This is a genomic window from Natronorubrum halophilum (assembly GCF_003670115.1).
In the GTDB taxonomy this organism is placed as follows: domain Archaea; phylum Halobacteriota; class Halobacteria; order Halobacteriales; family Natrialbaceae; genus Natronorubrum; species Natronorubrum halophilum.
In genome coordinates this window covers 194,839-208,253 of record NZ_QQTY01000001.1, presented here as the reverse complement: position 1 = coordinate 208,253, position 13,415 = coordinate 194,839, and the positions used below count along the sequence as shown (strand labels likewise).

15 protein-coding genes are annotated in these 13,415 nt (G+C 63.4%); 11 read left to right on the top strand and 4 right to left on the bottom strand.

Annotated features, from left to right (window positions below; all coding sequences use genetic code 11):
* Positions 1 to 532: 532 nt before the first annotated feature.
* Positions 533 to 991: a MaoC family dehydratase gene (locus tag DWB23_RS00980; RefSeq protein ID WP_121740946.1), complete on the bottom strand. Its 459-nt coding sequence runs from the start codon at positions 989 to 991 to the stop codon at positions 533 to 535.
* 131 nt (positions 992 to 1,122) lie between these two features.
* A complete protein-coding gene (gene paaK, locus DWB23_RS00975; RefSeq protein WP_121740945.1) occupies positions 1,123 to 2,409 on the bottom strand; it encodes a phenylacetate--CoA ligase PaaK in 1,287 nt (428 codons plus the stop codon).
* 328 nt (positions 2,410 to 2,737) lie between these two features.
* On the opposite strand from paaK (DWB23_RS00975), the gene DWB23_RS00970 reads away from it, so the two are divergent.
* The 4 genes from DWB23_RS00970 to DWB23_RS00955 are packed head-to-tail and all read left to right on the top strand — an operon-like array spanning position 2,738 to position 7,514.
* Positions 2,738 to 4,003, top strand: coding sequence for an ABC transporter substrate-binding protein (locus DWB23_RS00970; RefSeq protein WP_121740944.1), 1,266 nt, complete (start codon positions 2,738 to 2,740; stop codon positions 4,001 to 4,003).
* A 30-nt stretch (positions 4,004 to 4,033) separates the two neighbouring features.
* The gene (locus tag DWB23_RS00965; RefSeq protein WP_121740943.1) at positions 4,034 to 5,995 is read left to right on the top strand and encodes an ABC transporter permease; all 1,962 of its coding nucleotides are present in this window, start codon (positions 4,034 to 4,036) and stop codon (positions 5,993 to 5,995) included.
* Positions 5,995 to 6,795, top strand: a complete 801-nt coding sequence (locus DWB23_RS00960) for an ABC transporter ATP-binding protein (RefSeq protein WP_121740942.1) — start codon at positions 5,995 to 5,997, stop codon at positions 6,793 to 6,795. Before DWB23_RS00965 ends, DWB23_RS00960 begins: the two co-directional genes overlap by 1 nt.
* On the top strand, positions 6,792 to 7,514 hold the full coding sequence (locus DWB23_RS00955; protein WP_121740941.1) for an ABC transporter ATP-binding protein: 723 nt from the start codon (positions 6,792 to 6,794) through the stop codon (positions 7,512 to 7,514). The genes DWB23_RS00960 and DWB23_RS00955 overlap by 4 nt, the downstream gene beginning before the upstream one ends.
* A 51-nt stretch (positions 7,515 to 7,565) precedes the next feature.
* Here the strand turns inward: DWB23_RS00955 and DWB23_RS00950 are convergent, their stop codons facing one another.
* Positions 7,566 to 7,958 carry a PaaI family thioesterase gene (locus DWB23_RS00950; RefSeq protein ID WP_121740940.1) on the bottom strand — a complete coding sequence of 131 codons (393 nt, stop codon included), beginning with the start codon at positions 7,956 to 7,958 and terminating at the stop codon, positions 7,566 to 7,568.
* A gap of 49 nt (positions 7,959 to 8,007) precedes the next feature.
* Positions 8,008 to 8,646 carry a helix-turn-helix domain-containing protein gene (locus DWB23_RS00945; protein ID WP_121740939.1) on the bottom strand — a complete coding sequence of 213 codons (639 nt, stop codon included), beginning with the start codon at positions 8,644 to 8,646 and terminating at the stop codon, positions 8,008 to 8,010.
* A gap of 100 nt (positions 8,647 to 8,746) precedes the next feature.
* On the opposite strand from DWB23_RS00945, the gene paaA reads away from it, so the two are divergent.
* The 7 genes from paaA (at position 8,747) to DWB23_RS00915 (ending at position 13,350) form a co-directional block, all read left to right on the top strand.
* Positions 8,747 to 9,688, top strand: coding sequence for a 1,2-phenylacetyl-CoA epoxidase subunit PaaA (gene paaA / locus DWB23_RS00940; RefSeq protein ID WP_121740938.1), 942 nt, complete (start codon positions 8,747 to 8,749; stop codon positions 9,686 to 9,688).
* Between the two features lie 2 nt (positions 9,689 to 9,690).
* Positions 9,691 to 10,008, top strand: a complete 318-nt coding sequence (gene paaB, locus DWB23_RS00935) for a 1,2-phenylacetyl-CoA epoxidase subunit PaaB (protein ID WP_121740937.1) — start codon at positions 9,691 to 9,693, stop codon at positions 10,006 to 10,008.
* Entirely contained in the window at positions 10,008 to 10,880 is an 873-nt protein-coding gene (gene paaC, locus DWB23_RS00930; protein ID WP_121740936.1) for a 1,2-phenylacetyl-CoA epoxidase subunit PaaC, read from the top strand. Before paaB ends, paaC begins: the two co-directional genes overlap by 1 nt.
* A gap of 5 nt (positions 10,881 to 10,885) precedes the next feature.
* On the top strand, positions 10,886 to 11,302 hold the full coding sequence (gene paaD, locus DWB23_RS00925) for a 1,2-phenylacetyl-CoA epoxidase subunit PaaD (RefSeq protein WP_121740935.1): 417 nt from the start codon (positions 10,886 to 10,888) through the stop codon (positions 11,300 to 11,302).
* The gene (gene paaE / locus DWB23_RS22780) at positions 11,299 to 11,469 is read left to right on the top strand and encodes a 1,2-phenylacetyl-CoA epoxidase subunit PaaE (RefSeq protein ID WP_162989717.1); all 171 of its coding nucleotides are present in this window, start codon (positions 11,299 to 11,301) and stop codon (positions 11,467 to 11,469) included. The genes paaD and paaE overlap by 4 nt, the downstream gene beginning before the upstream one ends.
* A 145-nt stretch (positions 11,470 to 11,614) precedes the next feature.
* On the top strand, positions 11,615 to 12,895 hold the full coding sequence (gene paaK / locus DWB23_RS00920; protein WP_121740934.1) for a phenylacetate--CoA ligase PaaK: 1,281 nt from the start codon (positions 11,615 to 11,617) through the stop codon (positions 12,893 to 12,895).
* 68 nt (positions 12,896 to 12,963) lie between these two features.
* Positions 12,964 to 13,350, top strand: coding sequence for a PaaI family thioesterase (locus DWB23_RS00915; RefSeq protein WP_121740933.1), 387 nt, complete (start codon positions 12,964 to 12,966; stop codon positions 13,348 to 13,350).
* Positions 13,351 to 13,415: the final 65 nt, after the last annotated feature.

Genomic DNA, 13,415 nt, shown 5'->3' with positions numbered 1-13,415 from the left:
CACAGGAGGCGACCAGTATAACCATCTGATCGCTGAACTGTGCACCCTAATCTATTATATCTGATATTTATGGCCGTTCCGGACTTATCCCGATTTACGCTCGGAACGACGAGAACAGTTTGTGATCAAGTCACGCGCCAAGAGGGACGCGTATCGGAGATACCGATACTTTGTGTGGAAATACGCGATATATCGTTACAGATAGAGTTCCTGGAGACACACAATGTCGATACTCATTTTGACGATTTCTACTCACCGGCCGTCGTGGTCGGGATAACGGTACACGCTGGGTCATCATCGGTACAAACCACGGAGAAATCCGAAATCCTGTCACCAACATTGGTATCTATGGCTACTGCTAATTTCTGGAGAGGAGACAACCGGTCTCGAGCGACGATCCGAGCGGCCCCGTGTTGCACCGAAGACGCGGCCGATCATCACAGCGAATCGACGGAGTCGGATCCGACACCGACGGCTCTCCGGGAACGCGACGAACCGTCCGACGCTCGTCGGAACCGTTTCGATCCCCGCGCTACTCGCGCCGTTTGATCAGGAACTTCATATCGCCCTGGAAAACGACCGTGTCGTCCTGATTCGTCATCTCCGTGTCGAGGACGACGATCGCCGAGTCCTCGCGGTCGATGTCCTTGGTTTCGCTCACCGTTATCTCGAGCGAGAGGGTGTCGCCGATGTAGACGGGGTTGGGAAGATCCATGTAGTTCATTCCGAGGAAGGCGTACGCCGTCCGCTCGACGATCCCGGTCCGGTAGACGAAGCCGGTCGCCTGGACGAACGTCATCGGGCCGTGGGCGATTCGCCCGTCGAAGGGACCGTCCTCGGCGTACTCCTTGTTCGTGTGCAGTTCCGTCCAGTCGCCGCTCAGCGCGGAGTGCATGACGAAATCGGATTCGGTGACGGTTCGGCCGACGCTCTCGAACTCCTGTCCCGCTTCGAAGTCCTCGAAGTAATGTGGCTCGTAGCTGTATGCCATACGTGAACATCCCAATGGTGATACAAATAGTTTACCTCGCCTCCGAGAATCGGAGACGGAGAGGTGACTGAGTTGCAACGAGGATATCCCTCTCTGATCGCCGCGGGTGACCCCTCGCGGGTGCGAAGCGATTACCGGTGGTCGTAGACCCGCTTTACCTTCCCGACTTCCGTCCGCTCGATGCTGTCCGGGCCGACGATCTCCAGTTCGTCCGGCGTAAACGAGAGGACGTTCGATAGCCGGGTCCGGATGCGGTCTCGGAGGTCCGCGGTGTCACCGTCGAAGCCGGGTTCGCGCTCGATCGTGAGCTCGAGGCGATCCAGGTTATCTTCGCGATAGAGGTCGATGCGGTAGTAGGGGGCGACCGCGTCGAACTCGAGGACGACGGCCTCGATCTCGCTGGGGTAGCAGTTGACGCCGCGGACGATGAGCAGGTCGTCGGCCCGACCGGTGACGTTGTCCATTCGCGCCATCGTTCGCCCGCACTCGCACTCCTCGTACGTGAGCGTCGTGAGGTCGCCGGTGCGGTACCGGAACACCGGCAGGGCTTCTTTCGTGAGCGACGTCAGGACGAGTTCGCCCTCTTCGCCCTCGGGAACCGGCTCGTCGGTCCGCGGATCGATCACTTCGGGGTAGAAGTGATCCTCCCAGATGTGTAATCCCTCCTGGGCCTCGTGGCACTCGTTGGAGACGCCGGGACCGATGATCTCCGAGAGCCCGTAAATGTCGATACCGGTGACGTCGAGGCGTTCTTCGATCTCCTCGCGCATCGGATCCGTACAGGGTTCCGCGCCGAAGATCACCGTCGACACCGGAAGGTCCGTGATGTCGATACCCATCTCCTCGGCCGTCTCCGCGAGATACAGCGAGTACGACGGGGTACACGTGAGGACGTCGCTCTCTAGGTCCTGTAGCAGTTCCACCTGTCGTTGCGTTTGCCCGCCGCCGATCGGAATCACCGTCGCGCCGAGTTCTTCGATCCCGTAGTGGAGGCCGAGGCCGCCCGTGAACAACCCGTAGCCGTAGCCGTTCTGCACCGTATCGCCCGGTTCCACCCCGGAGGCGGCGAGACAGCGCGCGACGACCTCGCTCCAGACGTCGAGGTCGTTCTCGGTGTAGGCGACGATCTTGGGCTTGCCGGTCGTGCCGGAGGAGGCGTGGATTCGGCGGATATCGGCGTCATCAACGGCGAAGAGGCCGTCGGGATACTCGGACCGAAAGTCCTCTTTCGTCGTGAACGGCAGCTTCTGTACGTCGTCGACAGTCTGGATGTCCTCGGGTTCGATTCCCGCAGCATCGAGTTCCGCCCGATAGTAGTCGACGTTCTCGTAGGCGTTGCGGACCGTTTCACGGAGCCGTTCGTTTTGCAGCTCTCGAATCTCCGTCCGAGGGGCTGTCTCTATTGGCGTATCGCTCATCCTCGTCCACCAATCCGGAGTGCCTCGATAAAAATCATGGGGTGTGTACACGTATCACTGACCGCCATCCGGATCGAAAGAACGCGATCGAGATCGAATTCGAGGAACCGCTCCGAACGACCGACTCGAGATCCGACCCGTCGGTCGAGAACCGAACCGCTCTCCGCCGGATGCGGACGGAGTCGTCAACTCGATCCGAGTAATTCATAACTGTTGTCACAAACCCACAGGCAGAGGCGACGGTACGTCGGTCTGTTGCCAGTATTATATTATAAAACCGCCATAAAACGGGGTCGATTTTTATGGTCGGGTACACTCTACTGGGGGTATGAGTCGAGGTGGCAAATCACAGGGTCGGAGACGCGAGCTTCTCAAAGCGATTACCGTCGGTGGTGTTGCTGGAATTACCGGATTAGCCGGCTGTATCGGCGATCCCGACGAGGTGGGTGGCGGAGACGACGAGGATTTCGATACGGTGCAGTTCGGAGTCCTCGAGCCAACTACGGGAGAGTTCACCGAACTGGCCACGGAACGAAACCAGGGGACCAAACTCGCGATTCAGGAGATCAACGAGAGTGACGAGTACGACTTTACGATCGAGTACAACGAGTACGATACCCAACTCGATCCGGCGACGGCGACCCAGCGAGCCCGACAGGCGGTGGAGTCGGACGGAGCGCAGTTCATCACCGGCTGCATCTCGAGTTCGGTCGCGCTCGCGATCAACGACTTCGCCCTCGAGAACGAAGTCGTCTACACGCCGGGAGCGGCGGACACGTCGATCACGGGAGAGAGCTGCAACGAGTACGTGTTCCGATTCGAGACGAGCACCGCACAGATCGCGGAAGTGATGGCTCAGTGGACCGCCGACGAGTTGGGCGACCGGATCGTCTACCACGTCGCCGACTACGCGTACGGCGACTCGGTCCTCGACGAGGTCGAGACGCGAATGGAGTCGATCAGCGACTCCTACGAGCAGGTCGGCGTGACGCGGTCGGATCCGGGGTCGACGAACTTCGAGGCGTTCATCAGCCAGATCGCGGACGTCAGCGACGAGGCCGACGCGCTCGTCGTGGGGATGACCGGCGCTGACCTCGCCATCTTCCTCTCGCAGGCCGGCTCGCGCGGATTACAGGACGAGATTCCGATCGTGACGACGACCGGATCGTTCCGCGCCGTCCTGGGGGGTGCCGGCACTGGGGCCTACAACACCTACAGCGGCGTCCGGTACGTTCCGGATCTCGATACCGGCAGCAATCAGGAGTTCGTCGAGGCCTACGAGAGCGAGTACGGCGATCCGCCCGACAACTTCTCGCGCGTCGGCTACGAGTCGATCAGAATGGTCGCAAACGGCATCCGCGAAGCCGGCTCTCGGAACCCGACGACGGTCGCCGAGACGCTCTCGGGGATGGACCACGACACGATCTTCGGCCCGAACGAGTTCCGCGAGTGCGATCACCAGGCGATGAACCCGGTCTGGATGGGCGAGTGCGTCGAACCCGACTCTGGCGAACTCGCCGACGTCCAACTCCTCACGGAGCTGTCCGGCGAAGAAGCCGCACCCGACTGTGAGGAAACGGGCTGTGAACTGTAGTACCGATATCGATCTCCAGGTCCGAAATCAATGACTACCGCGTTCTTACAACCACTCGTCGACGGACTGACGATCGGCGTCGTGTACGTCCTGTTAGCCGCCGGGCTCTCCGTCATTTTCGGCGTCATGCACGTCATCAACTTCGCACACGGCGAACTGTTCGCGCTGGGGGCGTACTTCGCGCTGGCGATGATCGCCCCGTTCGGCGGGATGGCGTTCTTCGCCGCCCTGTTCGTCGCGCCGCTGCTCGTCGGTATCGTCGGCGTCGCGATCGAACGCTACACGGTGCGGCCGCTGTACGGGCGAAACCCGCTGTATCACATCCTGCTCACGTTCGGACTGGTGTTGGTGATAAACGACCTGATCTACCTCGTCTGGGGACCGGGGAGCGTCAGTCTCCCCATTCCGGCGGTTCTTACGGGGTCGATCACCGTGCTCGGAGTCAACGCCAGCGTGTACAACGCGTTCATCATCGTCTTCGGCGGTGTGATGGCGTTCGCCGTCTGGGCGTCCCTCGAGTACACGAAGTACGGACTGATTATTCGCGCCGGTTCGCAGGATCGCCAGATGGTCCGGAACCTCGGGATCGACATCGACCGGTACTACTCGCTGGTCTTCGGCGTGGGCGCGGCGCTCGCCGCCGTCGCCGGGATCATCCTCGGCGGCTACCAGATGGTCAGCCCCTCGATGGGCATGTCAGTCATCATTCCGGCGTTCGTCATCGTCGTCCTCGGCGGTCTGGGCAGCTTCAAGGGCGCCGTCGTCGGCGGTCTCGCCGTCGGCATCATCCAGACGCTCTTGCGGACGTACGCGCCGATATTCGAGGGGACGGTGATCTTCCTGCTGATGATCGGCGTCCTCCTCCTCCGGCCCCGCGGACTGTTCGGCGTCGAAACGGAAGAGGAGGGTGGCGACTTGCTGACCGGTACCGACGGCGGACTCCTCGACAATCGGACCCGTAAACGGCTGGGGATCGCCATGATCGGCCTGTTGGCGCTGGTGCCGCTCGGCGTGGGGACGCTGTACTCGCCGTACGCCGTCACGCTGGTTGTCGAGATCATCATCTGGGGGCTGTTCGCGCTCAGTCTGGACTTCGTGATGGGCTACACGGGACTGGTCTCGCTCGGTCACGCGCTGTTCTACGGCCTCGGCGCGTACGCCGTCGCGATCGCGCTGTTGCACGTGAGCCAGTCCGCCTTCGTCGCAATTGCGCTCGCGATCGTCATCTCGGCGGCCATCGCGTGGTTCGTCGGCTTCCTCTCGATCCGGGTCGGCGGGGTCTACTTCGCGATGATCACGCTCGCGTTCGCCGAGTTGTTCTACAACATGTTGTCCCGCCTCGAGATCACCGGCGGCTCCGAGGGGCTGTTCGGCGTCTCGACGTACTACGGGGTCGCCGGAGTGGGGATCGATCTCAACGACATCGGCGTCTTCGTCGGTCCGGTTGCGCTGACCGGCCAGTCGCTATTCTACTACATCGCGCTGGGGGCGCTCGTCGCCTCGTTCCTGTTGACTCGCCGGATGCTCGATTCGCCGTTCGGGTCCGTGCTCAAATCGATCCGGGAGAACGAACAGCGAGCCACGTTCGTCGGCTACGAGACGAACGTCTACAAGCGTCGCGCGTTCGTGATCAGCGGCGCGCTGGCCGGCCTGGCCGGCGGACTCTTCACCCTCAACTCGGGTTACGCGACGCCGTCGTTCGCCTACTGGCTCCACTCCGGCGAGGTGATCGTGATGGTCATCCTCGGCGGCATGGGAACGCTGTACGGACCGATCATCGGCGCGGGCGTCTTCTTCGGCCTCGAGGAGATTCTCACCGACTTTACGGCTCGGTGGCGGCTGGTTCTCGGAACGATCTTCGTTCTGTTCGTGATCTTCCTCCCGCGGGGTCTGGTCTCGCTGCCGGCCGAACTCGCCCCGTACGTAACGGGCGGCTCCGGACCAGGGCCGGACCGAACGCCGGAAGAATCGGGCGTCAGAGGTGACGATTAATGGCTATGGAAACGACCGAAACGCGACAGCGAACCGCAGGAGAACCGATTCTTCGGACGGAAAACCTGGTCAAGCGGTTCGGCCAGTTCACCGCGACGGATCGGATCGATCTGACGGTCGAACGCGGCGAGTTCCGGAGCATCATCGGCCCGAACGGCGCCGGCAAGACCACGCTGTTCAACCTCATCACCGGCGCGCTCCCCGTCACCGAGGGCGCGATCCACTTCGACGGCGAGGATATCACGTCGCTCTCGTCGTCCGAACGGGTCCGCCGCGGCATCGGCCGCTCGTTCCAGATCTCGAACATCTTCGGCGGACTCACCGTCCGCGAGAACGTTCGGCTGGCGGCCCAGTCGTTCGACCGCGACCAGTACAACTTCCTCGAGTCGCTGTTCAAACCGGTCGGGCGGTACGACGGGATGAACGATCGAACCGACCGCGTTCTCGAGCGCATCGGGCTGGCGGACGTCGCCGACGAGACGGCGGACGTGCTCCCCTACGGCGACAAGCGTCGCCTCGAGATCGGCGTCGTCCTCGCGACCGAACCCGACCTCGTCCTGTTCGACGAACCGACGGCGGGCATGAGCGTCGAGGAAACCCGGGCGACGATCGACCTGATCGAGGAGGTGCTGGTCGATCAGACGCTGTTGCTCATCGAACACGACATCGAACTCGTCATGGAACTCTCCGACCGCATCACCGTGTTGAATCGGGGCGAAGTCCTCGCGGAGGGCGCGCCGGCGGAGATCGCCGGGAACGAGGACGTTCAGGACGCCTACCTCGGGGGGATGATCGAATGAGTGCGTACCCGCTGCTCGACGTCGACGGGATCGACTCGGGATACGGCGAGACGCAGGTGTTGCGAGAGCTGTCCCTGTCGATCGACGAGGGCGAAATCGTCTCGCTCGTCGGCCGCAACGGTGCGGGCAAGACGACGACGCTCCGGACGATCATGGGTATTCTCACCCCGACGAACGGCCACATCGGCTACCGCGGGGAGGATATCTCGGCCCTCGACGCCACGGAAACGGCCAAACGGGGACTCGCGTTCGTCCCGGAGGGACGCCAGATCTTCCCTGAGCTAACCGTCCGAGAAAACCTCGAGCTCGCCGATTACGGCGGCTCACCGGACAGCGACTCGATCTCGGTCGGCGAGGCGCTCGAGATGTTCGAGAACCTCCAGGCGCGGGCGGGAAACGCTGGCTCGTCGCTGTCGGGCGGCGAACAGCAGATGCTCGCGATCGCTCGCGCCCTCGTCGGCGGCGCCGATCTCATCTTGCTCGACGAACCGACCGAGGGGCTCGCCCCCTACATCGTCCGGGACGTGATGGACATCGTCCGGGAACTCAACGAACGGGGGATCACCGTCTTGCTGGTCGAACAGAACGTCCACGTCTGTCTCGAACTCGCCGATCGAAACTACGTCATCAATCAGGGCGAGGTCGTCTACGAGGGAACCTCCGAAGCGCTCCGAAACGACGAGGAGATCCTCGACAAGTACCTCGGCGTCACCGCGTAGGGAGTGGGTCGACGGGTCCGCCCTGTTTTTCACGCTCGTTCGCCGCGAACGCTACGGCTTGTACACCCGTCCGCGGAAGGTCGCGATCCGGTCGTCGCCCTCGTTGGCGACGACGACTTCGTACTCGGCGGTTCGCTCGCCGCCGTGGGTCTCCTCGGCCGTCGCGGTCAGCACGGTCCCGACGTCGACGGCCTCGAGATACGAGATGTTCGTCTCGAGTGCGACCGCCGTCTCACCCTCGGCGTTCGAGGCGGCGGCGAAGGCCGCGTCGGCGAGCGAGTAGATCGCTCCGCCGTGGGGCGTCCCGTGAAAGTTCGTCAGGTCGTCGGTGACCTCGAGGCTGGTCTCCGCGAAACCCTGCTCGAGGGAGACGAGGTCGATCCCGAGCGTCTCGCAGTAGGCGTCGCTCTCGATGCGCCGTCGAACGGTCTCGGTGTCTGCCATGCGATACCACACCTCCCTGCGAGTAAAAGTATCTGTCGGAGCCGACACGCTAGCTGAATAGCTGTCGGAACAGGGCCGCCTCGCCGCGACGGAGTCGCTCGAGAAACGCCGATTTGCTGATGCCGAGTTCGTCGGCGACCGCCTCCGACGTGGTCTCTCGCGGAATCGAGAAGTAGCCCAGTTCGAGGGCCGCGCGGATGCACTCCTCCTGGGCCGGCGTGAGATCCCACCGATGGCTGGGCGATTCCTTCGCTTCGGACTGGAGGGGGTACACGCGCTCGAGTTTGACCCCGACGGTTTCGCCGGCCGCCTCCATGACGCCTTTGAGGACGTCGCGGCCGACCACCGCGCCGAAGATCATCGCCGCGCCGTCGCGGTACCGCAGCGTCTCGACGATGAGGCCGCCGTCGATCAGTCGGTGGACGACGCACGGCTCCTTGGACAGACAGCGATACCGGTAGCGACCGTCGGTTTTCGAGACGTGCAGGTACGAGATCCGATCGTCGTCGTCGAGGATGCGCGTGAGCCGGTCGCTCTTCGGCGACCCGAACTGGAGGAGATCGTAGCCGTCGCTGCGGTGTTGTGGCGGCTGGGCACCGATCTCGACGTCGACCGCTCGTGTCGCCTCCGAAAGCGGGCAATCGTCGTTCTGAACCCGGAATTCGACCGCGAGACATTCGTCGATCATACGGCGTATATGGTCCTCGTTACCAGCCACCACTATTTAAAACCTCGTTATATGGCGGTTAACCCCTAAGGGCGTATCCACCGTTCATTCGGATGAAACAATGGATCTGGACACAGTCAAAGACCGAGCGGGGCCCCGGGAGTTCAGCCCCGCCGACGACCTTCCCGAGGAGTACCGGAAGGCGGCGACTCGGATGATCGAGTTCCACGCGAACAGCGAGATCATGGGCGCGTACCTGGAGCGTCCGTTCATCCGGCAAGCCCCGAGTATCGACCGAAAACTGGCGTGCTCCGCGAAGGTTCAGGACGAGATCGGCCACGGGCAGTTGCTCTACCGCGCCGCGGAGTCGCTGGGCATCAAGACCCGCGAGGAGATGCTGGACGACCTCGCCAATGGCGACGGGAAGTTCCTCAACTGCTTTCACTACCCCATGGAGGAGTGGGTCGAGACGCCGATGATCGCCTTCTTCGTCGACGGGGCCGCGATGCGCCGGCAGGCGACGCTCCGACGGACGAGTTGGGAACCCTACGCCCACGCGATGGACAAGGTGTGCTTCGAGGAAGGGTTCCACGTCAAACACGGCGAGGACATCCTCCGGGAACTCATGTCGGGATCGAAAAAAGAACAGGAGATGACCCAGGACGCTTTCGAGGAGTGGTGGCCCCGAATCATCCAGTTCTTCGGCCCGACCGACGACAAGAGCACGCACCACGACTTCGCGTCGGCCGTCGGCCTGAAACAGCAGTCCAACGACGAACTTCGCAACGCCTTCCTTGATCAGTACATCCCCAAAGCGCGAAAGTACGGCCTCGAGATCCCCGACGAGCCACGCATCCGCGAGCGCGACGACGGCACCTACGAGGTCGAAGAGGGCGACCTCGACTGGGACGAGTTCTTCACGATCGCGAAGAACGATTACGAACCCGGGCTCGGCCAGATCAACGGCCGCAAGGCCGCACAGGAGGCCGTCCAGTGGGTCCGCGACACGATCGAGAGCGACGCCACCGCCGCCGGCGGCCACGCGCCGCAGGCGGCCGACTGATCATGATCTGGGAAGTCTTCCGTCAGGAGAAAACCGGCGGCTACCACACCCACTGCGGCAACGTCCACGCGCCGGACCGCGAGATGGCAAAGCAGTTCGCCGCCATCCAGCACGGCCGACGCAAGCCGACCAACAGCCTCTGGGTCGTCCCGCGGGACGAGGTCGGCGAGATCGACAGCGAGGACGTCGCGTTCGGCGGCACGACCGACAAGGCCTACCGCTGGGCGACGGCGTACAACACGACCGGCCAGGACGCCCGCGAGGTCGTCGAATCCGAAGGCGAGCAGGCGACCGCCGAGAGACAGCGGGGTGACGACTGATGGCGACGAACCTCGAGAACCCCGAGGAACTGAACGAGCGCGAGCGGGTCGCCCTCGAGACGCTGCTGAAACGGCTGGCCGACGACGAGTTCGTGCTGGCCGAGCGCTACACCGAATGGCAAGTGCGCGCGCCGAGCCTCGAGTCCGACCTCGCGCTGGCGAACATCGCCCAGGACGAACTCGGCCACGCCCGCCTGTGGTACGACGTCCTCGGCGACGTCGGCCTCGAGGAGCGGGAGTTGGTGTACGAGCGCGATCCCGCGGACTTCCGGCACAGCACGCTCGTCGAACTGCCCTTCGAGGAGGGTAACTGGGCCGACGCGATCCTCCGGTCGTACCTGTACGACGTCGCCGAAGAGATCCGACTCGAGGCGCTCGTCGACTCCACCCACCCGAAGATCGCCGATCGCGTCGGCAAGATCCAGAGTGAGGAGGAGTACCACCTCGAGCACGCCCAGAATTGGCTCGAACGGCTCGCCGACGAGGGCGAGAGTCACGAGCGCCTCCAGAAGGCACTCGATCGGCTGTTCCCGCACGCACTCACCTTGTTCGAGCCCGTCGATCACGATGTCGAGGAAGACATCGTCGACCTCGGCCTCCGCGACGCGACCCTCGAGGAGATGGGCGAGGAGTGGCTCTCGATCGTCGTTCCGTACCTCGAGTCGCTCGGCCTCGAGGTGCCGGTGGACGGCCGGGTGGACGACGAAGACGACGAGTTCGAGTTCGAAGTGACCGAGGAAATGCTCCCCGAGGAGCGCGGTCGCGACGGCACCCACACGGACGCGTGGGTCGACCTCTACGACGAGTTCACGCACACCTACAGCGACCTCGGGCGCACTGAGACGACCAGAATCATGGACAAACCGGAGTAACCGTAATGAGTAGCAACATATCCGACGACACCGACGCCACGCCCTGTGCGTACACCGACTACCGCGCGGGCGAGGCGAGCGACGACCTCCCCGCGACCGGCGACGACGCGACCGGCCTCGCGGCCGACGTGTGGGACGCCCTCTACGGGATCGAAGACCCGGAGATGCCGATCAGCATCGTCGATCTCGGCCTGATCTATGGCGTCGGCGTCGACGACGGCGTCGTGACCGTCGACATGACGCTCACCTACTCGGGGTGTCCCGCTCGAGACATGCTCACGACGGACGTCGAAGACGCGGTCGCCGCCGTCGACGGCGTGAAGGACGCCGCGTTGCGACTCGTCTGGAGTCCGGAGTGGACCGTCGACATGGTGACCGAACAAGGCAAAGACGACCTGCGGGAGTTCGGGCTCAGCATATGAGACGGACTCTCGATCCGAGCGTCACGACGAGCGGGGACGCGACGGGTGCCGAGTGTCCCTACTGCGAGTCGACCGATACCGTCCGCGAACACCCGAAGGGACCGTCGCTCTGTCGGTCGATGCACTACTGCAACAGTTGCGACCAGCCGTTCGAAAAGTTCGAGTGAGGCGACCGCCTGCCGTCGCGCTCCGTTGTGACGACGTTCGGCGAGCGGTCGAACGGATTACCGCTCTCGGAGCCGACACTTGACGGCCAACCCGGCGAAAAACCAATACCTTTGGTACTCGATACCGTGGCTCGAGTACGGGCACATGGCAGACACTACCCAGCACAGATCTCGCGACGAACTGCGGGAGTTGCAGTCGGACCGACTTCGTGACATCGTCGAGTACGCCCGCGAGAACGTGCCGTTCTACCGCGAGACGCTCGACGACGCCGGGATATCTCCCGCGGACGTCGACTCGATCGAGGACATCCGGTCCCTGCCGTTTACGACGAAAGCCGACTTCCGCGAGACGTACCCCGACGGTCTGTTCGCCGTCGACGACGCCGAACTCCGGCGGATCCACGCCTCCTCGGGGACGACCGGGAAACCCAAGATCGTTTCCTACACCGACGCCGACCTCGAGCTGTGGAACGAGGTGATGGCCCGCTCGTTGGCCGCGGCGGGACTCGACTCGAGCGATACGGTACAGAACGCCTACGGCTACGGCCTGTTCACGGGCGGGCTGGGGTTTCACGCCGGAGCCGAGGCGCTCGGCGCGACGGTGATTCCGACCGGGAGCGGTAACACCCAGCGGCAGGTCGAACTCGCGCGCGATCTCGAGAGCGACGCGCTCTGCTGTACGCCGTCGTACGCCCTCTACTTTGCCGAGACGGCCGAAGAGATGGGCGTCGATCCGCGCGAACTCCCGCTCTCGACGGTGCTCTACGGAGCCGAACCCTGTACGGAACCGATGCGCGAGGCGATCGAGGAGCGACTCGGCGTCAGAGGGTACGAGAACTACGGGCTCTCCGAACTGATCGGTCCCGGCGTCGCCGTCGAATGCGCGGCCCAGGAGGGATTGCACATCTGGGAGGACCACTTCTACCCCGAAGTGATCGATCCCCACACCGGCGAGCCGGTTCCCGAAGGCGAAGAGGGCGAACTCGTCCTGACGTCGCTGACGAAGGAGGCGCTGCCCGTGCTTCGGTACCGCACTGGCGATCTCACGACGCTCACGTCCGAACAGTGCGCGTGCGGACGAACGGTGGCGCGCATGGACGGCGTCACCGGCCGGGCCGACGACCTGCTCATCGTCCGCGGCGTCAACTGCTATCCGAGTCAAATCGAATCCGTCGTCCTCGAGTTCGACGCGGTTGCCCCCTACTACCGCATCGACCTCTATCGCGACGACAACCTGGATCGCCTCGAGCTCACGATCGAACTGGAAGACGAGTTCGACGGCGACCGGGACCGACTTCGAAGTGAGATCCTCGACCGGTTGGGGAACGCGCTCTCGTTTACGCCCGACGATCTCGAGTTAGCCGAGTACGGCACGATCGAACGCACCGAAGTCGGGAAGGTCAAACGAGTCTACGATCACCGCTGAGCGGTCCGCGCGTCGCGTCCGTCGGTGCCATCTCCCACATTTATTACCCTTCGTGAGCCACTGTTGGTATGGATATCGAAGCCTTCTTCGAAGGGATGCCTTTCGCATCCCTGCTCGGAATCGACGTGACCGACTGCGCCGACGGCCACGCCGAGGGCCGCCTTGAGATGAGTGACGAACTCTCGTGGAACGAAGACCAGTTGATGGCCCACGGCGGCGTCACGTTCACGCTCGCGGATACCGTCGGCGGCGCGGCGCTGGTCTCGATGGTCGACCAGCCCGTGCCGACGATCGACATGCGAATCGACTACCTGTCGGCCGGAACGGGCGACCTCTACGCGGAAGCGGACGTCGTTCGCTGTGGCAGCGACGTCGGCGTCGTCGACGTCGACGTTTACGCGGAAGACGACGATACCCACATCGCGGACGCCCGTGGCGTCTACAAGACCGGGTAACATCCGTCGTGTCCCCTTCGACGCCGTTTTTATCGTCGCGTACTGCTCCCGCTCCGCGTTATCGT